We start from the raw sequence: 19,813 nt of genomic DNA on the forward strand, positions 1-19,813 counted from the left end.
TACAGCTATTTTTCAATACTTCCAGTTACTCCTGAAGTATACCCGCAAGAATTAGCTTCATCATAATCTATGTGCATGCTCAGTCTAAAACTATCCTTTACTCTTATTAAGACATCATCAAATATTAACGGCCTGTCGCTGTGAATTTTCACTTTCACAGTTTCACCGTCCTTTACAGAAAGTCTTTTTGCATCTTCATTTGTCATATGAATATGTCTTTTGGCAACGATGACGCCTTTATCCAGCTGCACGTACTTATCGCCTACACCTAGCAGTATTCCAGGCGTCCCTTCGATTTTTCCGCTTTCCCTTATCACTCCTTTGACTCCTATTTCACGGCAGTCAGTAAGCGATAATTCCACTTGTGAAAAATTTCTGCACGGCCCCAATATTGCAACGTTTGAAAACTCTCCTTTCGGCCCGATTACTCTGACTCTTTCCTTTGCCGCAAACTGTCCCGGCTGTGATAAGTCCTTTGCTGGTGTCAGTTCATAACCTTTTCCAAAAAGTGCTTCCACGTGTTCCCTTGTAAGATGTACATGCCGTCCCGAAGCCTCCACCATAAAGATGTTATCCTTTTCTGCACTCAAAATTTTCTGTAATTTTTCCCTTATTATTCTCTCCAATTCATTTCTGTCCATAGTATCTCCCGAAATTTGAGATTACTTATAATCTCCATTATTTGCCTTTAGCATCATTAAGTACAATATACTGCTCAGACGGTTCAATGCCTTTAGCATATCCACCCTTTCCACTTTTCCTTCCTTGTAAAAAGCGTCAACTGCGGCAACTTCACATTCCCTCGACAAAGCTCTCAGATAATTTATATCAATAACTGATTCATCAAAATCTATGTTTATTTCAAACAGATGCCCTGTTTTAAAATATTTTACCGTATTATGAGTTATGTCCTTTAATGTGTCAATATCGTATCCCAGCACATCCTTTTCCTGAAATTCCATATCAGTCATTTCGCTTATAAATAAATCCCGTACAAATCTATATACTTGTGCAAAGTCGCCTTCCAGCTTTTTATTCTTCTCATATTTTTTCCAATATCTTATTATTTCAGCCTGTAAAATATCAAATTTCCCTCTTAAAACAATTCTTTTATGATTTTTTACAACCAGATTATCTCCAAAAAGCTGAGTCATAAATTCAGGCTTCTTATCGTAAACTGCTCCCGTTATATAATCCCTGTACTGCCGTTTTTTAATAACTTTTTCTTCGGAAGCATTAGCCGGAGAATCTTTAACTTTGTTTTCAGCAGTCTTCTCATTATTGACAAATTTTTCCTGCGACTTCTTTATCCTGAAATCAATTTTTTTTACATTTAAAAATTCTCTTGCTGACGGTGTAAGGATGTCCTTTTCAGTTATATGTATTTTTTCAAGCTGCCCTTCCTTATCTAATTTTCTAAGCATTCCTTCTGTTATAACAGGCATTTTTTATCACACCCTATCTATTTTTTATAAATTCCGTCCAATACTTTTCTTATGATACTTTCTATATCACTCTCACTAATTTGTGAACCGCTTCCAGTATTCAGTCCACACTCGTCTGTACAGTTGCCTTCATTTTTCAATGCTTCCAGTTCCTTTGTTCCGTAAGCCACCCTTCTAATATTTATAAGATTTAAAGGCCCTATATTGTCAGAAGTTGCACTTCCTCCAACTGTTCCACATCCTAATGTGAATGCAGGTATAAGGTTAGTTGTAGCTCCAACTCCTCCAAGTGCCGCAGGTGTGTTTACAAGCAGTCTTGAAACTGGTTTTTTGAGTGAAAATTCCCTTATGATATTTTCGTTGTTTGTGTGCATTGACATTGTGTGTCCAATTCCTTCATTTTCAAGTATTTCTATACATTTTTCACACGCTTTTTCCCAATTTTCCTCTATGTAAAATCCTAATACAGGACATAATTTTTCTCTCGAATAAGGATTCAAGTGCGAAACTTCCGTTTCTTCTGAAATTAATACCTTTGTAGCTACAGGAACTGTTATTCCCGCCATTGCAGCTATATACAAAGCTGTTTTTCCAACTATTTTCGGATTCATAGTATTGTTGGCTCTCATCAGAATTTTTCCAACTTTCTCCCTTTCATCCTTGTTCAAGAAATATGCACCTTGCCGCTTCAATTCGTCCACAACCTGATGTTTTATTACTTCTTCCGTAACAATTGACTGCTCTGATGCGCAAATTATCCCGTTGTCGAAAGTTTTGCTGTCTATTATTCTCTTAATCGCCTTTCTGATGTCTGCACTTCTTTCAATGAATGAAGGCCCGTTTCCCGGCCCCACTCCTATCGCAGGTGTTCCAGAGCTGTAAGCGGCTCTTACCATCGCTTCCCCACCTGTCGCAAGAATCAATGAAGTTTTTTTATGTTTCATAAGTTCCTGCGTACCTTGCAGTGCAGGTGTCCTTATAACTCCAATTAAGCCTTTCGGAGCACCTTTTCTTTCAGCAGCCTTTATTAAATATTCAGCAGTTTTTATTATACAGTCCTTTGCATTCGGGTGAGGACTTACAATTACTGCATTTCCTGCCTTTAATGAAATCATTATTTTGTATATTGTTGTGGAAGTAGGGTTTGTGGAAGGGATTAATGCTGCAATTATTCCCATTGGAACTCCTATTTCTATTATTCCCTTTTCCTTATCTTCACAAATTATCCCTTTTGTTTTCAAATCCTTTATTGCCTCATACACACCAGCTGAAGCCAGTCTATTTTTCAGCACTTTATCTTCCCAGCGTCCAAACCCTGTTTCTTCATTAGCCAGTTTTGCCAGTTCCACATCGTGTTTTTGGGCTTCTTCACATATTTCCCCTACTATTTCATCAATTTGAGCCTGTGAGAACTGACTGTATTCTTCAAATGCCCTGCTTGCATCATTTAATAAATCCCTTACTTCCTGTATTGATTGCAAATCTTTATCCATAGTCTGTCCTTTCCACAAATAACCACCGTTTACCGGTTATTTAAGTTCTCTTATTCAGCCTCAACTGTTCTTGGCTTAGGCAATATACCTTCAATTTCATTATGAGGACGTGGAATTACATGAATTGAAATCAATTCTCCAACTCTTTCAGCGGCCGCAGCCCCTGCATCTGTCGCAGCCTTTACAGCTCCCACATCACCTCTTACAAGCACCGTTACCAGTCCTCCACCAACGTGTTCCTTTCCAACCAATGTTACATTTGCAGCCTTTACCATCGCATCTGCCGCTTCTATTGCAGCCACCAATCCTTTTGTTTCTATCATTCCTAACGCATTTAATGTCGCCATTGTTATTCCTCCTTATTATTTTTCATCAAAATTTCTACCAGCTTTTTCTTAGTCATAGTTTTTATCTGATTCCATGTGTAACCAAGTTTAAGACTATTTACCTTTGTCTTTAAATCCGCCACTTTCATTTCCTGATATTGTTTTTTTATTTTCTTTGTTTCTTCATCTTCTTTTTTTAAAGTTTCCGTCATGGAAATTTCTTTATTTTCCCAAATAATGTTATTTTGCTTCTTTGTTTCTGTATTTTCCGTTATTTCCTGAACTTCAGCCTCTGTTTTTCCTTCTGTTTCAATTTTTTCAGCAATATTTTCAAACTGGTTTTCAGCAAACTGGTTTTCCTTTTCAATATTTACATTTTCAGCCACCGTCTGATTAGTTGCTTCTTCTACCCCTATTTCCTCCCCGATTTTTTCATTGCCAATTTTTTCAATAATTTTTTTATCATTTTGTACAGCAGCAGCCTTTTTATCTGATTTTTTTCCAATATCACTTATCAAAATTTTTTTTGTTTCAGAAGCCACTCTTGCAATAACATTACAACTCAAGAAATTCCCAAGCCTCCTGGCACTTTCACTTGCGGCATCCACAGCGGCATTTACAGCAGCCACATCCCCTGTCACTTCAATAGTTACAATTCCACCTTTTACATAGTAGCAGTTCATAAGTGTTACATCAGCTGCCTTCAAGGCGGCATCTGCCGCTTCTATTGCAGTCACAAGCCCCCGTGTTTCCACATATCCGTACGAATCCATCTATTTATCACCTTCTAATCTACTCGGAATCATCTTCCAAATATTTCACAAGTTCCTCAACCCCCTTATTTTCATAGGCACTTACAATAAAAACTTTTTCAGCTCCTGCCATCTCCAATATTTCTTTCGCTTTTTCAGGATTTCCACCCAAATCAGCCTTCGTTACAATTCCAATTACAGGTTTTGAAAAGGCTGTTGAAAAGTTTGGGGGAAATATATTACGCTCTTCATCACAGGCTTGCACCATTCCTACGACATCACAGTCATAGGAACTTACAATTAACGCCTTATAAAGCATTCTGTTTTCCATATATTCACCAGGAGTGTCAAGAATATCATCTGAATATGTAAGCATTTGAGTTTTTTCATATTCTATGTCCAATCCATGTATTCTTTGAGTCAATGTTGTTTTACCGCACATGGATTTTCCGATTAAAAGTATTTTTTTCAATTTTACGACCTCGTTATTTGAGTTATGCTAAATCTTAACACATTTTCAAAGTACGAAACCACTTCACTTACAGCAGCTTCTATACTTCCAACATCTCCACTAATAACAACGGAACCCGTAAATCTATCGACAAATCCTATCTCCACTTCAGCACTTTTCGTAGCCAGATCCGCCGCAATTATTGCCGCTTCTCCTGGAGTAATTGTCAAAATTCCGATAGCATTTACCTTGTTTTCATGAAGTCCTATTTTTTTTGATAAATCTCTTTGAGGATTTGCAATTATATGAGCCAGCGTCAATTGCCTACCAGGCACGTATTCCTGTATCATTCTCTGTTTTTTTTCTTCTTCCATCTGACAAATCCTTTCTAAAATTTTTTCTATCTAGGTAATATTGTTTCAACTTCTGAATGTGGACGTGGAATTACATGAACCGAAATCAATTCTCCCACTCTTTCAGCAGCCGCTACCCCTGCATCTGTTGCAGCCTTGACAGCCCCTACATCTCCTCTTACAAGCACTGTCACAAGCCCTCCACCAACGTGTTCCTTGCCAACTAGTGTTACATTAGCAGCCTTTACCATCGCATCCGCCGCTTCTATCGCAGCCACCAATCCTTTTGTTTCTATCATTCCTAACGCATTCAATGTTGCCATGTCTTTCCTCCTGAAATTATTTTTTTGTCAATAAATAATTTAATCTCAAATTCACCTCCTTATCTTTTCAAGCAGTAAATTTACACATACAAATTATTAATTATCGAAAAATAAAAAAGGAACTAAAAAATTTAAATAATTTCTCAAGCTCCTTTGCTCCAAAATATTATTGTTCTTTGTATTTTTATTTATAATTTTATATTATTATTTCTTATATTCACATTACTCCATTGTAACACTTCTTCTAATTTGAGTATATTATGATTTTCCATTTTGTCAATAGTTTTAAAAAAAATTTTAAAATTATATTTAAGTTTGTATAATTACATTTAAAAAAATTTTGAATACAAAGTAAAGTTGCTTTAATATTATTTCCCAATTTAAATAACGAATTTATTGCGTAGCAATCTTGCCACAATTTTAATTACCAGGATAAACCTTTACTGCAAGATAAGGATTTGCGACAATGAGCGATCCTACGAAAATAAAAAAAGACACAACCTTGATTTCACTCAATAATCATGTCTTTTCATTATCCAAAGCCAGTAATAGCTCAAATTATTTTAATATTTTTTGTTCAAATTTTTTACCACCATAGTAAATCATATATTTTTTATCTTGTAGTGCTCCTGGATTTACAAATATTACTCCACTTTTTTCTGCCATAAATTCCTTATGTGTATGCCCAAAAACACAAATTTCAGCCTTTTCTAAATGTGCTTTTTTTTCTAATTCTTCAAGTGTAGTTTTTACACTGTATAGATGTCCGTGTGTTAATAGCACCTTTTTTCCCATCAAATCAAATATTTTAGTTTCCCTAGACTCATAATCATCTATATCAGTATTCCCCTTTACAATAGCAAAGAGTACATCTCTGTAGACCAACGACATATCAATTGCATCTGTGCTGTGATCTCCTGCAAAGATTACAATTTCCGGCTGCTCCAAATCCATTACTTGCTGAAAATAATCAAGCCTTCCGTGACTATCGGAACAAATTAATACCTTCATTAAATCTCCTCTCTCCATATTCCTTTTTGTTTATTTCTCCATTGAAAAAACTTTTTTACATACTTAAATTCAAACTCAAACTTTAATAAATTTATCTCAAAACTAAAATTCAGATATGTTAAATTCAGGCTTCAAAATTTATTTTTAGTTCAATTTGTAGGAGTTTTTAGTAAACATTATCTTTTTTGACAAAATATCTTAAACTCCAAATATATTTTAGTAAGTAATTTATTATTTATATTATAGCATACTTTTTAATTTATTCCTAACCTTCTATATTATATATAAGAAAACTACATTTACGGTAATGTATTATATATTATAATCTAAAAGATTTTATAAAGTATATTATTTTTATTATAATTTTCTTTATTTTTAAGAATTTCTAAAAATCAAAAATTCCCATTCTTACTGAAAAATATTATCTAGATAGCTTTTTAAGCATATTTTGCTTGTGAAATATAGCACAATTACTCGTATTAATTTTATAATAATTTTAAATTACCAATTATTTTGTTCTAAAAATGAAATTATTATAGGAAAATTTTTGTCCAAAAAAAATTAACGTTTCTAAATAAGATTTTTTTTAATATCTATTTTCCAAAAATCTTTTAAATAATTTAGGTTTATATGTATAATAAATACATTTAAATAATGAAAATATAAGTTACAGTGTTTTTTATATGTTTTCTTGTGGAGAAAATTTACTAAACAAATATTTTTAAAACATAACTTTTAATCTAATTTAATTCTTCAGATTATGTCTTAAAAATATACTCAAATATCATTATTAAAAAAAATAATTTTTGTTTAAAAATCAGATTTACCCAAACAGAAATTATATTTTCTATAAAAACTGTTTGAGTAAAATCTATTTATGGACAAATAATTCAGAATCAGATTTCAACTTAAAATTCTGCATTAATAATGATTTAGATTATACAATAAATATTGGTTTTTGAAGATTTTCCAATATTCTGACTCCCAATTTACCGGTAATTCTTTCCACCATCACCGTATATCTCAAATCTCCCATCAGAACCAAGTCATAATTTTGGGCTTCATTCATAATTGTCTTGAAAGTATCCCCTTTTTTGTGAATAAGGTTGTAATTATCTCCAAATCTTTCTGTTAAACTGCTTTCGTCCTCTTCTTCAACGTTTACACGCAATACATCCATTTTTTGCTCACCAAATATATGGAAGAAGGTAAACAATGTTTTATTTGCATTATAAGCACCGTCATCAAGCAGCACCAGATTGTCTAACTTGAAATTTTCTACATTCGGCAATATAATTAAAGGTTTAAATATACTTCTTAATATTTCCTTTAATACAGGAGTTACTTTGTCATTTTTTACAAGTACAAGTAAATCGTATTTTTTTAACTCTTCCAAAACAATTTCAGATGTTTCTCCGTCTTTTGTATAAAAGTTTGAAACATCAGCAGTCATTTTTTCCTTTAATTTTTTTACAGTTTTTTCTTCCAGTTCCCTGTATTCCTTAAAGGCGTAGTTTGCTCCGATATTTAATCCCATTCCTTCAATACTTACAGGAAATACCTCATATTTCAGGACATCCTTGATGTAAATAACGTCAACGTCAGCGTTATATTTTTGCTTAAACACTTTTGCAAAACTAACCAATGGCTGTATTTCATTTTCTGCCGTAACTAAAAATAATGCTTTTTTTTGTAACATTTTAACCACTTCCTTCTATATGATAATTTTTTTGTTTATCCTTTTTATTGTTCATCTCCGCTCAATTCAGGCTCTTCTGTAATTTTTACCACTGAAGCAATTTTTTCATTATTTCTAACTTTCATTATTCGCACACCAGACGCTGAACGTCCTATTACAGATACGTTATTAACACTCGTTCTGATTAATGTACCTTCTGATGTGATAAGCATAATCTCATCATTTTCCTTGACAATTTTTACATCCACGATTTTTCCAGTTTTATCATTAAGTTTTGCATTGATAATCCCTTTTCCACCTCGAGATGTCAGTCTGTATTCTGATAACTTAGTTCGTTTTCCATACCCTTCTTCAGTAATTGTAAGGATTCTCATTTCATCATTATTCATTTCAGAATTGACAACTGCCGCTCCTACAATTCTATCCTTATCCCGAAGAGTTATTCCTCTTACTCCGGTAGCTCCAGTTCCCATGCTTCTTACGTCTTTTTCAGAAAATCTTATGGCAATACCGTTTCTTGTAGCGGCAAATACTTCATCTTCGCCAGTTCCGCTCGTAAGTCCGATATACATCACTTCATCATCATCATTTAACTTGATTGCACGTTTTCCAGCTTTTTTGATATTGTCAAACAAAGTCAGTTCAGATTTTTTAACAACTCCATTTCGTGTTACAAAGAATAAATTTTTATCCTTTTCAAATTCACGAACTTTTATTATTGTGCTGACTTTTTCATCATCATCCAGATTTATAATATTTCCAATCAGTTTTCCACGTGCCTGTTTTCCAGTTTCAGGGATTTCGTACACTTTTATGCTGAATACTTTTCCTTTTGTTGTGAAAATAAGCAATGTATCAAGAGTTTTTGCTATGTACATGTCTTTTACGACATCGTCTTCTATTGTATTTGTAGCATTTACTCCGATTCCACCACGTTTTTGAGAACGGTAAGTGTCAATTGCCACACGTTTTACATAACCTTTTTCTGTAAGCGTTACAACAACTTCCTCGTCCTTAATCAAGTCTTCTATGCTAATTTCGGCTCTTGCATTTCTGATTTCAGTTCTACGTTCGTCTCCAAAATCATCTTTTAATTTAAGTGCCTCCTCTTTAATTATACCATATATTTTTGAATCATCAGATAAAATTCCAGTTAATTCTTCAATTAATAACATAAGTTCGTTGTATTCCTGATTAATCTTATCTCTTTCAAGTCCAGTAAGCCTCTGTAATCTCATATCCAGAATAGCTTTTGCCTGAATTTCCGAGAATCCAAATTTTGCAATTAATTCAGCACGTGCAACATTTGCATCCTTTGAAGCTCTTATAATTCTAATTACTTCCTCAATATTATCAAGTGCAATTTTGAATCCTTCCAAGATGTGAGCTCTATTTTTAGCCTTTTTCAGCTCAAATTCAGTTCTTCTTGTAATTACTTCAAATCTATGTTCCAGATATTTCTGAAGAACCTGCTTTAAGTTTAACACTCTTGGTGAATTATCCACAAGCGCAAGCATAATTACACCAAATGTATTCTGCAAATCAGTAAATTTATAAAGGCTGTTCAGAATTAATTCACTTTCTTCACCTTTTTTCAGTTCAATTACAATTCTGATACCGTCCCTGTCAGTTTCATCCCTCAAGTCAGATATTCCCGTAATTTTCTTCTGTCTTACCAAATCTGCAATTTTTTCAATAAGTCTAGCTTTATTTACCTGATATGGTAATTCTGTAACAATAATCGACTCTTTTCCAGTTTTTGAAGTTTCAACTTCCACACGTCCTGCAACCCGCAGTTTTCCACGTCCAGTTCTATAAGCATCATAAATTCCCTGTTTCCCGTTAATTATACCGCCAGTTGGAAAATCCGGCCCTTTTATATATGTAATCAGTTCATCAATCGAAATTTCAGGATTATCAATCAATGCGATAATTCCGTCAACTACTTCCCCTAAATTATGTGGAGGAATATTTGTAGCCATTCCAACTGCAATTCCATTTGCCCCATTTAGTAGCAAATTAGGAAGTTTTGCAGGCAATACAACTGGCTCATCCAAACTTTCATCAAAGTTCTTTCTGTAATCAATCGTATCTTTTCCAATATCCGCAAGCAATTCTTCAGTAATTTTAGCCATTCTAGCTTCCGTATACCGCATTGCCGCCGCTTCATCCCCATCAATCGAACCAAAGTTTCCATGTCCGTCGATAAGTTCATATCTCATATTAAAGTCCTGTGCCATTCTAACCATTGCACCATAAACTGATGAATCTCCATGCGGATGGTATTTCCCCAATACATCCCCGACAATCCTTGCCGATTTTTTAAACGGAGTCTTGTGGCTCATCCCCATTTCACTCATGGAAAATAAAATTCTTCTATGTACAGGCTTTAATCCATCTCGCACATCTGGTAAAGCACGGCTCACAATTACACTCATCGAATAATCCAAATAAGCCGCCTTTATCTCATCCTCAATATAAACATTAGATTCATTTGATAAATCCGTAGTCTTAGGCAATCCTTCCACAATGATTTCCCTATCATCGTTCTCATCCATTTCCGTTATCTCTTCTTCTCTTTCATCGTCATCTCTAAAATCGTCTGACATCCTGCACCTCTTTTCTTCTCTTTCTTTACAATCCATCTTCTTAAAATTACACAATTTAATACTAAACTGCTTTTAAATAACGAAATCATTACAAACCTTCCTAATAAAGAGAATAAACCTAATATTTTTAAAAATAATTTAAGATATAAATTTCATTTTTTAAACAGAGTTTAGTATAAATAACCCGTCGGAGCATTTTTCTGCACTGGCAAAACTGTTTGAGTATAGCGAGTTTTTTGTCAGTGCAGAAAAATGTCGTAGACTAGCCATAGGTTGTAGGATTTGCGGCAATGAGCAATCCTACGGAAATAAAAAAGAAAAAACATAGTAATATGAAAAAATATTTATTAATTAAAATAGATTAAATATCTAAATTCCTTACGTAATTTGCATTATCCTCGATAAACTTCCTTCTTGGCTCAACCTTGTCCCCCATCAGAATATTAAACATTTTATCGGCATAAGAAGCGTCTTCCATCGATACTTTTAATAATGTTCTTACTTCTGGATCAAGAGTTGTTTCCCAAAGCTGTTCCGGGTTCATTTCTCCTAGCCCTTTGTAACGCTGGATTGTGTATTTTCTTCCTTCTCCTTCCAGCACTCTTGTTACTTGTTTCATCTGATCGTCTGAATAGGCGTATCTGATTGCTTTTCCGGCCTGAATTTTGTATAAAGGCGGCTGTGCGATATAGATGTAACCTTCATTTATTAATTCTCTTAGATGTCTGTAGAAGAATGTTAGCATTAATGTTCTAATGTGAGCTCCGTCAACATCGGCATCTGTCATTATTACGATTTTATGGTATCTTAGTTTTTTTAAGTCCATTTCTTCGCCAAATCCAGCTCCAAAGGCTGTAATCATTGCTCTAATTTCAGCATTTTCTAAAGCTTTATGCACTCCTGATTTTTCTACGTTTAAGATTTTTCCACGAAGTGGCAATATTGCCTGAAATCTTCTATCTCTTCCTTGTTTTGCAGAACCTCCTGCCGAGTTTCCTTCGACTATGAAAATTTCTGATTCAGCGGGATCCTTTGAAGAGCAGTCAGCCAGTTTTCCAGGTAATGATCCAACTTCCAATGTATTTTTTCTAAGTACAAGTTCTCTTGCTTTTTTCGCAGCTTCTCTTGCCCTTTTTGACATTGCCATTTTTTCAATGATTTTTTCGGCTGCCTTCGGATGATCTTCCAAATAAAATTTCAAGTTGCTTCCAACAATATTTGATACAATTCCTGTAACTTCACTGTTTCCAAGTTTTGTTTTTGTCTGCCCTTCAAATTGAGGCTCAGGTATTTTTACACTTATTACACAGACAAGTCCTTCTCTTACATCTGTTCCTTGAAATGTCCCATTTTTATCCTTGATTAAGTTCATCTGTTTTGCAATATCGTTAATTGTTCTCGTAAGTGCAGTTCTAAATCCGCTGACATGGGTTCCACCTTCGTGAGTATTTATATTATTTACAAATGAATAAACTGTTTCTCTTTGTGAAGTTGTGTAATTCATCGCAATTTCCACTTCCACAAATTTTGCACCTCGCTGTTTTATCACCGTGTTTCCATCTTCATCCTCAGTTTCAACTTCCTTCGCTTCCTCAATTTGCATCGTATCAGCCATATAAATCACATCATCAACAATTTTTTCGTCGTCAATAATTTCATTTAAAAAGTCCTTTATTCCACCTTCAAACAAAAATTCTTCAGCCTTTATCTCATCTTTCTTTCTTTCATCAGCTAATTCAATTTTTAAGCCCTTGTTTAAATAAGCCAACTCCTTCAGACGTGATTCCAACACAGAATAATCGTAAACCGTTGTTTCAAATATTTCATCATCTGCCTTAAATCTAACCACTGTTCCATGTTCCTTGGCATCTGCTACTCCAATTTCCTCCACAGGCGAAGTTGGTACACCACGCTGATATGTCTGCCTAAAAACTTTCCCATCACGTGTTACAGTTGCCTCAAGCCATTCTGACAAGGCGTTTACAACAGATACCCCAACTCCGTGAAGTCCACCCGACACTTTATAATTGTCATTATCAAATTTCCCTCCGGCATGAAGTACAGTAAGTACAACTTCCAAAGTTGATTTTCCAGTCTTGTGCATTCCCACAGGGATTCCACGTCCATTATCAGATACTTCAATAATATTTCCTTCCAGTATCTTTACTGTAATTTTATCACAAATTCCAGCAAGTGCCTCATCCACGCTGTTATCCACAATTTCCCACACCAGATGGTGAAGTCCACGTGCCGAAGTTGATCCAATGTACATTCCTGGACGCTTCCTAACTGCTTCCAGCCCTTCCAGGACGGTAATCGCTTCTGCTCCATAATTGTTAGCCATTATTTATTTCCTCCATTTTTTTCAAAACTTTTCTAAATATTTTATACAAAATATAAAATTCTATATCTATTTCCCAACACAAAAATTCCCAAACACATGATCCAAAATATCCTCAGATGAAATTTCTCCTGTAATTTCCGAAAGCGAATCAAGTGCTTCCTTCAAATCCACAGAAATTAAGTCCATAGGAAGTCCCATGTCTATTGTTTCAAAAATATTTCTTATTGCGTCTTTTGTTTTTTCAAGTGCAGTTTTATGCCGAATATTTGTAATTATTAGTTTTTCTGACGAGTTTTCCACATCTTCTTCCACAATGTATGAATAGATTTTTTCCTGCATATCTTCAATTCCGATATTGTCCCTTGCCGAAATTTCGACAATATTTTCCAAGTTATAGCCTTCAAGATTGATAGTTTTATTCAAATCAATCTTATTCAATAATACTATAACTTTCTTTTTATTTTCTTTTATCTGATTTATAACTTCTATATCTTCACTTTCAAGCTCTTTTGAAGCATCCAGTACAAGCAGCACCAAATCAGCCTTTTCAATAAACTGCTTCGATTTTTCCACGCCGATATTTTCTACAATGTCATCAGTCTTTCTAATTCCTGCCGTATCCACAAGAACTAACGGAATCCCTTTTATATTGATTATTTCTTCAATAATATCTCTCGTAGTGCCGGCAATATGCGTTACAATAGCACGCTCCTCATGAAGCAGGGCATTTAACAATGTAGATTTTCCAACATTTGGTTTTCCCACAATAACCGTCTTTATTCCCTCTTTAATTTTTTTCCCTGTATCATACGAGTCAATTAACCGATTTGCCTCTTCATAGACTTTTTCAAGATTATCCCGAAGTTCTACTGGCAACGGATCGTCAATTCCTTCCTCAGGATAATCCAGCACCACATTTACATGTGCCGTAATATCAAGCAGCGCCTTTTTAAATCCATTTACTTTATCACGCAAGTCTCCTCTTAACTGATCCAGCGACAATGACACACTCTTTTCAGTTTTCCCCTGAATAATATCCATAACTGCCTCAGCCTGCGACAAGTCTATACGTCCGTTCATAAACGCTCTTTTTGTAAATTCTCCACTTTCAGCATGTCTTGCCCCATTTCTTAGCACAAGTTCAAGCACCTTTTCTGAAACAAGCGTACCGCCGTGACAGTTTATTTCTACAATGTCCTCGCAGGTGTAGCTTTTTGGGGCTTTTAGCCTTACAGTCATTACCTCGTCTACTATTTTCTCCCCATCCTTGATAAATCCATAATTTAATTTATAAAAACCCAAATCAGCATTTGGGTTCTTTTTAATAAATATTTTGTCCAATATTTCAAATGATTTATCGCCGGATATTCTTATTATGGCAATCCCACCCTCACCTTTTGGAGTGGAAATCGCCGCAATTGTATCAAACAACATCTTATTTATCCCTCTGTTTTCCAAAATCATTTTTTCTTAACTTTTTATCTTTCTTAAATTCATTAAAGTTTATTATTAATTAAGCATGATAACTTAATTTTTTAAAATTTTTCATCTAACTTTTTAATAACTAAATATCTTTTTGGCTCTTCTCCCATGCTCTCAGTTTTTAGCCCTTTCATAAAGGAAACTTCCTCATGAATGATTTTACGCTCACGTGCCGACATCGGGTTTAATTTTATGGCATTTCCTGTAGCAAGAACTGCCCTACCTTTTTTTCTTGCCAGATCCCTTAACGATTTTTCACGTTTTTCCTTATAGTTGTTGGAATCTACAACTATTTTCAGATTTTTAAACTGTTTTGTCGTACTAAGTAAATATTCAAAGCTGTTTAATGTATTTCCCTTTTCCCCAATTAAAAATCTCATATCTTTTCCATCAAGAATAACCAGATATTTGTTGTTATTTTCTTTTTTTATATTAACAATCCGTATATCCAATTTTATACTTACAATGAACTCTTTAAAAAATGCCCTGATTTTATCTATATTTGTATCAGGTTGATTAATTACAGTTTTTTCTGCATTTTCATTTCTGTAATTTTTGTTGCTGTCCTTTTGAAAGTTATTTCCACTTTCCCTTCTTGTTTCTTTTTTATCCTTTTTTGCAATTTTGTATTCATTTTGTACTTTCGGTTTTTCTGTTCCTGTCTTAATTTCATCAGTTTTTAGTTCTGATTTTTTAATAATTTCAATTTCATATTCACCTTTTATGCTGATAAACAATATCTTTTTCGGATATTTCAAAACTTTTACACGATAAGTTTCATCTTCTTTCAGTGTCAATGAACGGCTTACCATATTCTTAAGTTCTTCTTCATTTTGTGCCTTTAATACTATCTTTTCCATCATCACTTCTTCCTTTCAAAATGAAATACTGCTGAACCAATGACAAGGCCCCTGAAACTAAGTAATACAACGTTACTCCTGATGGCATGTTGTAAAATATGAACAGCATCATAAGAGGCAACATGTACATCATTGTCTGCATTTGCTGATTATTTTCCTGTCCACCAGTTGCACTCGTCATTATTTTTTGCTGAATGTATGTCACACCTACATTTAAAACTGGTAATAAATTAAATGCAAATTTCCCCATCATAAACAGTCTGTCTGGCTGTTTCAGTGTAAACCATAAAAATTTGGCATCTGCTGGAATTGCATTTCCACTGAAAGCCCAGTATAGTGCCACAAATATTGGCATTTGAATTAATAGTGGCAGACATCCTCCTAATGGGTTTACTCCACTTTCCCTGTAAAGCTCTGCTGTTTTTCGTTGATATTCCTGTGGATCATCCTTGTATTTTTCTTTTATTTTTTCAAGTTCAGGTTGTAATTCCCTCATTTTTTTCATTGACTTTTCCTGTTTTAATGTCAATGGAAATACAATTATTCTCATTAAAATTGTAACAATTATTATTGCTATACCATAATTTCCTACAACACTATATATCGCATTTAAAACATGTACGACAAAATCGACAAGTGCCTGTATTTTAAACATATATTATTTCCTCCACTTTTTTATTTTAACGGATCATAGCCACCCTTGTGAAAGGGATGACATTTTAATAATCTTTTTATTGTCAGATAACTCCCTTTTACTGCTCCATATTTTGTAATTGCCTGTCTTGAGTATTCCGAACATGTTGGATAAAATCTGCATCTTCTTCCAAAATATGGTGAAATGCCCTTCTGGTAAATTTTTATTAAAAATAATAATATTTTCTTCATCATTTTATTACCTTGCTTATATCTTTTTCAATATCCTTGTATTTCAAAGTTTTTATATTTTCTTTTAAAATAGATTTGCCGACAAATATATAATCAGTATTTTTCTTAAATTTATCCTTATGTGTCTTTACAAATTCCTTAAAAATTCTTTTTATTCTGTTCCGTTGAACTGCATTTCCTGTTTTTTTACTTGCCACAAAGCCAAAACGTTGTTCGTTATTTATATTTTCCTTTATAAAAATAATAGCATACTTTGTATGCATCTTTTTTGATTTGTTATATATTAATGAAAAATCCTTTGTTTTTTTTATCTTGTTAATAGACATCTTTCTCTTCTTTTATTTAAAATGAGTGAGAGCTTATTATATTGAACTTTTTTAAAATTAGACAAAAAAATTAACTAAACACGAATTTGTGTAGGATAGGTTTAACTTTTGTGTCCAGTTTTAAAAAGGTTCTGCTATAAGAAAGCTCCCTTTTAATTTAGATATTAATGCTTTTAAAAACCCAGTGTTGAATTTAACACCGGGTTATGCTGATAATTTAGCTCTTCCTTTAGCTCTTCTTCTTTTCAAAACATTTCTTCCGCTTTTATTTTGCATTCTTTTTCTAAATCCATGATCTTTTTTTCTTTTTCTTTTATTTGGTTGATATGTTCTTTTAGTCATCTTTTTTCCTTTCTATTTTATTTTAAAAAAATTTCTTCGTCTTTTATCAACATTATATACAATATTCAAAAAAAAGTCAAGTTTAATGCTCTATTCAAAAAGTAAATTTTATTTAATTTTTTTTTACAGGTAAATTTTACACAGAGTATTTTATCCACATCTCTATAATATATAATAGTATATATATAATTAAATATATTATTATTATGCACTGTGGAAATGTGGGAATACTGATAAATAAAGGGATTGCCAGAGAAAAGCCTGTGGAAAACTTTTGGCAAATTTGTGGAAAAATATTATCAACAAAATTGTAAACATAATTATCAACATGCTTTGTGGAAAAGTGGAAAGCGTGTGGATAATATGTGGTAAGGTACTGAAAATGAGCATAGTTAATTTCTGTGGATAAAAATTTAAAAATTAGAAATATTTTGATAAACAGCAGAAAAATATTGTATTTTTTATGTGGAAAAGTCTGTGGAAAACTTTTCTTTAAAATCTTGATTATTTATTTTATTTATGTTATAGTAAAATCAAATAAAAGTACAAATTTAAGGGGGAAATTACCAAAATAAAATTGCTGGACAAGATGTGGAAAAATATAAAATTTTTATTCATAACAAAAATTAACGAAAAAGGAGAGAAAAATAGATGGATGTTGTGAAATTGTGGGAAAAAATAAAGAAAATTATGAGAAAAAGAGTAAACGAGGCAGAATTTGAGGCATTTTTTAATAATGTGGAAGCAACGAAACTGGAAGGTGGAAAACTTACGCTTGTATGTAATTCAAAGCTGATACAGCAGAATATGGAAAAGCATAAGAGTCAGATGGAAGATATTGTGGAAATCGTAACAGATGAGGAAGTTACAATAAACTTTGAAGTAAAACAGCAGGATGTAATGACGTACAAGACTGAAACACACAGTTTTGCAAAAGACACAAAGGAAAAAACACAAGTTTTCCACACAGGCTTAAATCCTAAACATAGGCTTGATAACTTTGTTGTAGGGGAAAACAGCAAACTTGCATACAACGCCTGTCTTGCTGTTGTCAATAATCCGACTCCAGTCTACAACCCTCTTTTCATCTATGGAAGTTCAGGACTTGGAAAAACCCATTTAATGCAAGCTGTGGGAAATGCAATTCTGGAAAATAATCCAAGCAAGCGTGTCTATTATTCCACTTCGGAAGAATTTGCAAATGAATTTTTCAAGGTTTTGAACAGTGGACGGATTCAGCATTTCCGTGATACTTTCCGTGCATTAGATGTACTTCTTTTAGACGACATACAGTTTTTTGAAAAGGTATTTGGACGTGGGGAAGGAACTGTGGAGGAGGAGTTTTTCCACACATTTAACAAATTGCAGGAGCTTGGAAAACAGATAATAATGATAAGCGACAAGTCGCCAAAGGAAATAAAAAATCTGTCAAAACGTCTGGAATCAAGATTTTTGTCAGGCTTAACGGTGGAAATCCAAAGGCCAGGTTATGAAACCCGTATGATGATTCTAAAAAATATGGCAAAGGCACAGGGAATCGAAATAGACGACAGCATTCTCGAATACATTTCGGACTTTCTTGACACGAACGTAAGAGAACTGGAGGGAACACTCACAAACTTGAATGCCCGTGCAAAACTTCTAAATGAACAGATAACAATGCAGCTGGTGCAGGAAATGCTTATGCACAACGTAAAACGTGAACAGTCTAAAGTAACAGCCAAAAAAGTAATCGAAATGATTTCCACGCAGTACGGTGTCAGTGTAACCGACATGAAATCCAAAAAGCGTCAGAAAAAGATAGTCGAAACAAGACAAATCGCAATGTATCTGCTAAAAAACAACGACGAACTGGATTTAAGCCTAACAGCAATAGGTGGACTTTTTGGTGGAAAAGATCACAGCACGGTTATAAGCAGTATCAGAAAAATTGATAAAAAAACGAAGGAAGATACAGTATTTAAAAAGGAAATTGACGCATTAAACAGAAAAATATTTGGAGCATAGAAGACTGTGGAAAATGTGGAAAGAATGTTGAAAATTTTGTGGAAAAAGAATAAAGATATTTAAAAAATTATCCACAGTTGAAAAAGTTTTCTACATAAATAATTTTTATAAAAAAATTTTAATAAAACAATTAAATTTTATTTAACAAAATAAATTAGAAAATTTTGATGTGGAAAAATAAAAATTAATTTCCACTATATGTTGAAAATTTATCCACAAAAATTGTGGAAAAAAACAATTAAAAATATTGCATTAAAATCAGTTTTGTGGAAAAATAAAATTTTATTGTGTAAAACTAAAATTAGAATATCCACAATTATAAACAAAGTTTCCCACATTTGTGGATAACATAAAAAATATTAATTTATAATTAAATAAAAATTGTAATAAAATAATAGAAATAAAAATAGATAAAATTTATCCACATAAGAAAAAATGAAATCCACAATGTGATGTGGAAAAAAGTAACTAAAAGAAATTACTAAAAAAGCGAAGAAATTATAATTGTGGAAAAAATGTGGAAATAGTTGTGGGAAAAGTTTTCCACGTAAAAATTGGATTTTCCACAATGAAATTAACCATTAGTTTGGTTAATGGTTGAGTGGAGTAACAGTGGGAATTTACAAAAAATATGAAAATAAATTACGGAGGGAAATTAATGAAAAATATAGATAATGAAATTGAAGAAGTTATAATAAATACTGAATTTATTAAATTGGATCAGCTTTTGAAGTGGGCAAATTTTACAGGTTCTGGAGTGGAAGCGAAAATGTTTATTCAGAATGGTGAAGTGAAGGTAAATGACGCTGTGGAAACTAGACGTGGGAAAAAAATTTATGATGGGGATGTTGTGGAGTTTGCTGGAGAAAAAGTTGTTGTAAGAGCAAAGCATTAAATAGTTTGATGATTTATCTAGTTTATTGGGACAGGAGGAAATTTGGGAACTTCTTTTATTTAGCGGATATTTAACTATTAATGAAAAAATTGGGGAAGACTATGAGGATGTGTATTCCTTGAGATTGCCTAATAGGGAGGTAAGGGAGTTTTTTAGGAAGAAATTTATTGATGTAAATTTTGGGGAAAGTAGTTACAGATAGTTATAGTG

Annotated in this window: 22 protein-coding genes and 1 pseudogene; 4 read left to right on the top strand and 19 right to left on the bottom strand. The window is 33.2% G+C overall.

Annotated elements, in window-relative coordinates; genetic code table 11:
• Positions 1-5 precede the first annotated feature (5 nt).
• From eutD to rpmH, 19 genes are all read right to left on the bottom strand, one after another.
• Positions 6-641 carry an ethanolamine utilization phosphate acetyltransferase EutD gene (eutD, locus tag K324_RS0101275; protein WP_026747544.1) on the bottom strand — a complete coding sequence of 212 codons (636 nt, stop codon included), beginning with the start codon at positions 639-641 and terminating at the stop codon, positions 6-8.
• A gap of 21 nt (positions 642-662) precedes the next feature.
• Complete coding sequence (locus K324_RS0101280; protein ID WP_026747545.1) at positions 663-1,445, bottom strand: cobalamin adenosyltransferase; 783 nt, start codon at positions 1,443-1,445, stop codon at positions 663-665.
• Positions 1,446-1,462: 17 nt separating this feature from the next.
• Positions 1,463-2,938: an acetaldehyde dehydrogenase (acetylating) gene (locus K324_RS0101285; RefSeq protein WP_036094932.1), complete on the bottom strand. Its 1,476-nt coding sequence runs from the start codon at positions 2,936-2,938 to the stop codon at positions 1,463-1,465.
• Positions 2,939-2,988: 50 nt separating this feature from the next.
• Entirely contained in the window at positions 2,989-3,285 is a 297-nt protein-coding gene (gene eutM / locus K324_RS0101290; RefSeq protein ID WP_026747547.1) for an ethanolamine utilization microcompartment protein EutM, read from the bottom strand.
• A gap of 2 nt (positions 3,286-3,287) precedes the next feature.
• Entirely contained in the window at positions 3,288-4,037 is a 750-nt protein-coding gene (locus K324_RS15115; protein ID WP_051354362.1) for a BMC domain-containing protein, read from the bottom strand.
• A gap of 19 nt (positions 4,038-4,056) precedes the next feature.
• Positions 4,057-4,488 (bottom strand): EutP/PduV family microcompartment system protein, encoded by a 432-nt coding sequence (locus K324_RS0101300; RefSeq protein WP_026747548.1) that lies wholly within the window; start codon positions 4,486-4,488, stop codon positions 4,057-4,059.
• Positions 4,489-4,490: 2 nt separating this feature from the next.
• Complete coding sequence (gene eutS / locus K324_RS0101305) at positions 4,491-4,841, bottom strand: ethanolamine utilization microcompartment protein EutS (RefSeq protein ID WP_026747549.1); 351 nt, start codon at positions 4,839-4,841, stop codon at positions 4,491-4,493.
• 26 nt (positions 4,842-4,867) lie between these two features.
• A complete protein-coding gene (locus tag K324_RS0101310) occupies positions 4,868-5,143 on the bottom strand; it encodes a BMC domain-containing protein (protein ID WP_026747550.1) in 276 nt (91 codons plus the stop codon).
• A 558-nt stretch (positions 5,144-5,701) separates the two neighbouring features.
• Complete coding sequence (locus tag K324_RS0101315) at positions 5,702-6,154, bottom strand: YfcE family phosphodiesterase (RefSeq protein ID WP_026747551.1); 453 nt, start codon at positions 6,152-6,154, stop codon at positions 5,702-5,704.
• A gap of 937 nt (positions 6,155-7,091) precedes the next feature.
• Positions 7,092-7,853, bottom strand: coding sequence for a hypothetical protein (locus tag K324_RS0101320; protein WP_026747552.1), 762 nt, complete (start codon positions 7,851-7,853; stop codon positions 7,092-7,094).
• A gap of 44 nt (positions 7,854-7,897) precedes the next feature.
• The gene (gene gyrA, locus K324_RS0101325) at positions 7,898-10,462 is read right to left on the bottom strand and encodes a DNA gyrase subunit A (protein WP_172618369.1); all 2,565 of its coding nucleotides are present in this window, start codon (positions 10,460-10,462) and stop codon (positions 7,898-7,900) included.
• Complete coding sequence (locus K324_RS16485; protein WP_255349259.1) at positions 10,417-10,551, bottom strand: hypothetical protein; 135 nt, start codon at positions 10,549-10,551, stop codon at positions 10,417-10,419. Before K324_RS16485 ends, gyrA begins: the two co-directional genes overlap by 46 nt.
• 272 nt (positions 10,552-10,823) lie before the next feature.
• Positions 10,824-12,806: a DNA topoisomerase (ATP-hydrolyzing) subunit B gene (gene gyrB, locus K324_RS0101330; RefSeq protein WP_026747554.1), complete on the bottom strand. Its 1,983-nt coding sequence runs from the start codon at positions 12,804-12,806 to the stop codon at positions 10,824-10,826.
• 66 nt (positions 12,807-12,872) lie between these two features.
• Positions 12,873-14,240: a tRNA uridine-5-carboxymethylaminomethyl(34) synthesis GTPase MnmE gene (gene mnmE, locus K324_RS0101335; protein ID WP_026747555.1), complete on the bottom strand. Its 1,368-nt coding sequence runs from the start codon at positions 14,238-14,240 to the stop codon at positions 12,873-12,875.
• Between the two features lie 101 nt (positions 14,241-14,341).
• Complete coding sequence (locus K324_RS0101340; RefSeq protein ID WP_026747556.1) at positions 14,342-15,151, bottom strand: Jag family protein; 810 nt, start codon at positions 15,149-15,151, stop codon at positions 14,342-14,344.
• Entirely contained in the window at positions 15,117-15,803 is a 687-nt protein-coding gene (locus K324_RS0101345) for a YidC/Oxa1 family membrane protein insertase (RefSeq protein ID WP_026747557.1), read from the bottom strand. Before K324_RS0101345 ends, K324_RS0101340 begins: the two co-directional genes overlap by 35 nt.
• Before the next feature lie 20 nt (positions 15,804-15,823).
• Entirely contained in the window at positions 15,824-16,033 is a 210-nt protein-coding gene (gene yidD / locus K324_RS0101350; protein WP_026747558.1) for a membrane protein insertion efficiency factor YidD, read from the bottom strand.
• The gene (gene rnpA, locus K324_RS0101355; protein WP_026747559.1) at positions 16,033-16,359 is read right to left on the bottom strand and encodes a ribonuclease P protein component; all 327 of its coding nucleotides are present in this window, start codon (positions 16,357-16,359) and stop codon (positions 16,033-16,035) included. The genes yidD and rnpA overlap by 1 nt, the downstream gene beginning before the upstream one ends.
• A 204-nt stretch (positions 16,360-16,563) precedes the next feature.
• Positions 16,564-16,701, bottom strand: coding sequence for a 50S ribosomal protein L34 (gene rpmH, locus K324_RS0101360; protein ID WP_006805377.1), 138 nt, complete (start codon positions 16,699-16,701; stop codon positions 16,564-16,566).
• 274 nt (positions 16,702-16,975) lie between these two features.
• On the opposite strand from rpmH, the gene K324_RS16490 reads away from it, so the two are divergent.
• The 4 genes and pseudogenes from K324_RS16490 to K324_RS16290 all read left to right on the top strand — a co-directional run.
• The gene (locus K324_RS16490; RefSeq protein WP_282705563.1) at positions 16,976-17,110 is read left to right on the top strand and encodes a hypothetical protein; all 135 of its coding nucleotides are present in this window, start codon (positions 16,976-16,978) and stop codon (positions 17,108-17,110) included.
• A 242-nt stretch (positions 17,111-17,352) separates the two neighbouring features.
• Positions 17,353-18,708: a chromosomal replication initiator protein DnaA gene (gene dnaA, locus K324_RS0101375; RefSeq protein ID WP_026747560.1), complete on the top strand. Its 1,356-nt coding sequence runs from the start codon at positions 17,353-17,355 to the stop codon at positions 18,706-18,708.
• 658 nt (positions 18,709-19,366) lie between these two features.
• Positions 19,367-19,603 carry a S4 domain-containing protein YaaA gene (gene yaaA, locus K324_RS0101380; protein WP_172618273.1) on the top strand — a complete coding sequence of 79 codons (237 nt, stop codon included), beginning with the start codon at positions 19,367-19,369 and terminating at the stop codon, positions 19,601-19,603.
• 10 nt (positions 19,604-19,613) lie between these two features.
• Positions 19,614-19,802: pseudogene (locus K324_RS16290) on the top strand (AAA family ATPase); the annotation flags it as partial.
• Positions 19,803-19,813 lie beyond the last annotated feature (11 nt).

It is taken from the genome of Leptotrichia trevisanii DSM 22070, from assembly GCF_000482505.1.
Taxonomy (GTDB): domain Bacteria; phylum Fusobacteriota; class Fusobacteriia; order Fusobacteriales; family Leptotrichiaceae; genus Leptotrichia; species Leptotrichia trevisanii.

What these genes read in the sequence shown, in the direction of transcription:
- gyrA (WP_172618369.1), bottom strand. Translation starts at nt 10,462, where the DNA reads ATGTCAGACGATTTTAGAGATGACGATGAAAGAGAAGAAGAGATAACG.
- eutS (WP_026747549.1), bottom strand. Translation starts at nt 4,841, where the DNA reads ATGGAAGAAGAAAAAAAACAGAGAATGATACAGGAATACGTGCCTGGT.
- rnpA (WP_026747559.1), bottom strand. Translation starts at nt 16,359, where the DNA reads ATGTCTATTAACAAGATAAAAAAAACAAAGGATTTTTCATTAATATAT.
- eutD (WP_026747544.1), bottom strand. Translation starts at nt 641, where the DNA reads ATGGACAGAAATGAATTGGAGAGAATAATAAGGGAAAAATTACAGAAA.
- K324_RS0101285 (WP_036094932.1), bottom strand. Translation starts at nt 2,938, where the DNA reads ATGGATAAAGATTTGCAATCAATACAGGAAGTAAGGGATTTATTAAAT.
- K324_RS0101280 (WP_026747545.1), bottom strand. Translation starts at nt 1,445, where the DNA reads ATGCCTGTTATAACAGAAGGAATGCTTAGAAAATTAGATAAGGAAGGG.
- K324_RS0101345 (WP_026747557.1), bottom strand. Translation starts at nt 15,803, where the DNA reads ATGTTTAAAATACAGGCACTTGTCGATTTTGTCGTACATGTTTTAAAT.
- mnmE (WP_026747555.1), bottom strand. Translation starts at nt 14,240, where the DNA reads ATGTTGTTTGATACAATTGCGGCGATTTCCACTCCAAAAGGTGAGGGT.
- K324_RS0101340 (WP_026747556.1), bottom strand. Translation starts at nt 15,151, where the DNA reads ATGATGGAAAAGATAGTATTAAAGGCACAAAATGAAGAAGAACTTAAG.
- eutM (WP_026747547.1), bottom strand. Translation starts at nt 3,285, where the DNA reads ATGGCGACATTAAATGCGTTAGGAATGATAGAAACAAAAGGATTGGTG.
- rpmH (WP_006805377.1), bottom strand. Translation starts at nt 16,701, where the DNA reads ATGACTAAAAGAACATATCAACCAAATAAAAGAAAAAGAAAAAAAGAT.
- K324_RS16485 (WP_255349259.1), bottom strand. Translation starts at nt 10,551, where the DNA reads ATGATTTCGTTATTTAAAAGCAGTTTAGTATTAAATTGTGTAATTTTA.
- K324_RS0101320 (WP_026747552.1), bottom strand. Translation starts at nt 7,853, where the DNA reads ATGTTACAAAAAAAAGCATTATTTTTAGTTACGGCAGAAAATGAAATA.
- yidD (WP_026747558.1), bottom strand. Translation starts at nt 16,033, where the DNA reads ATGAAGAAAATATTATTATTTTTAATAAAAATTTACCAGAAGGGCATT.
- K324_RS0101310 (WP_026747550.1), bottom strand. Translation starts at nt 5,143, where the DNA reads ATGGCAACATTGAATGCGTTAGGAATGATAGAAACAAAAGGATTGGTG.
- K324_RS15115 (WP_051354362.1), bottom strand. Translation starts at nt 4,037, where the DNA reads ATGGATTCGTACGGATATGTGGAAACACGGGGGCTTGTGACTGCAATA.
- gyrB (WP_026747554.1), bottom strand. Translation starts at nt 12,806, where the DNA reads ATGGCTAACAATTATGGAGCAGAAGCGATTACCGTCCTGGAAGGGCTG.
- K324_RS0101315 (WP_026747551.1), bottom strand. Translation starts at nt 6,154, where the DNA reads ATGAAGGTATTAATTTGTTCCGATAGTCACGGAAGGCTTGATTATTTT.
- yaaA (WP_172618273.1), top strand. Translation starts at nt 19,367, where the DNA reads ATGAAAAATATAGATAATGAAATTGAAGAAGTTATAATAAATACTGAA.
- dnaA (WP_026747560.1), top strand. Translation starts at nt 17,353, where the DNA reads ATGGATGTTGTGAAATTGTGGGAAAAAATAAAGAAAATTATGAGAAAA.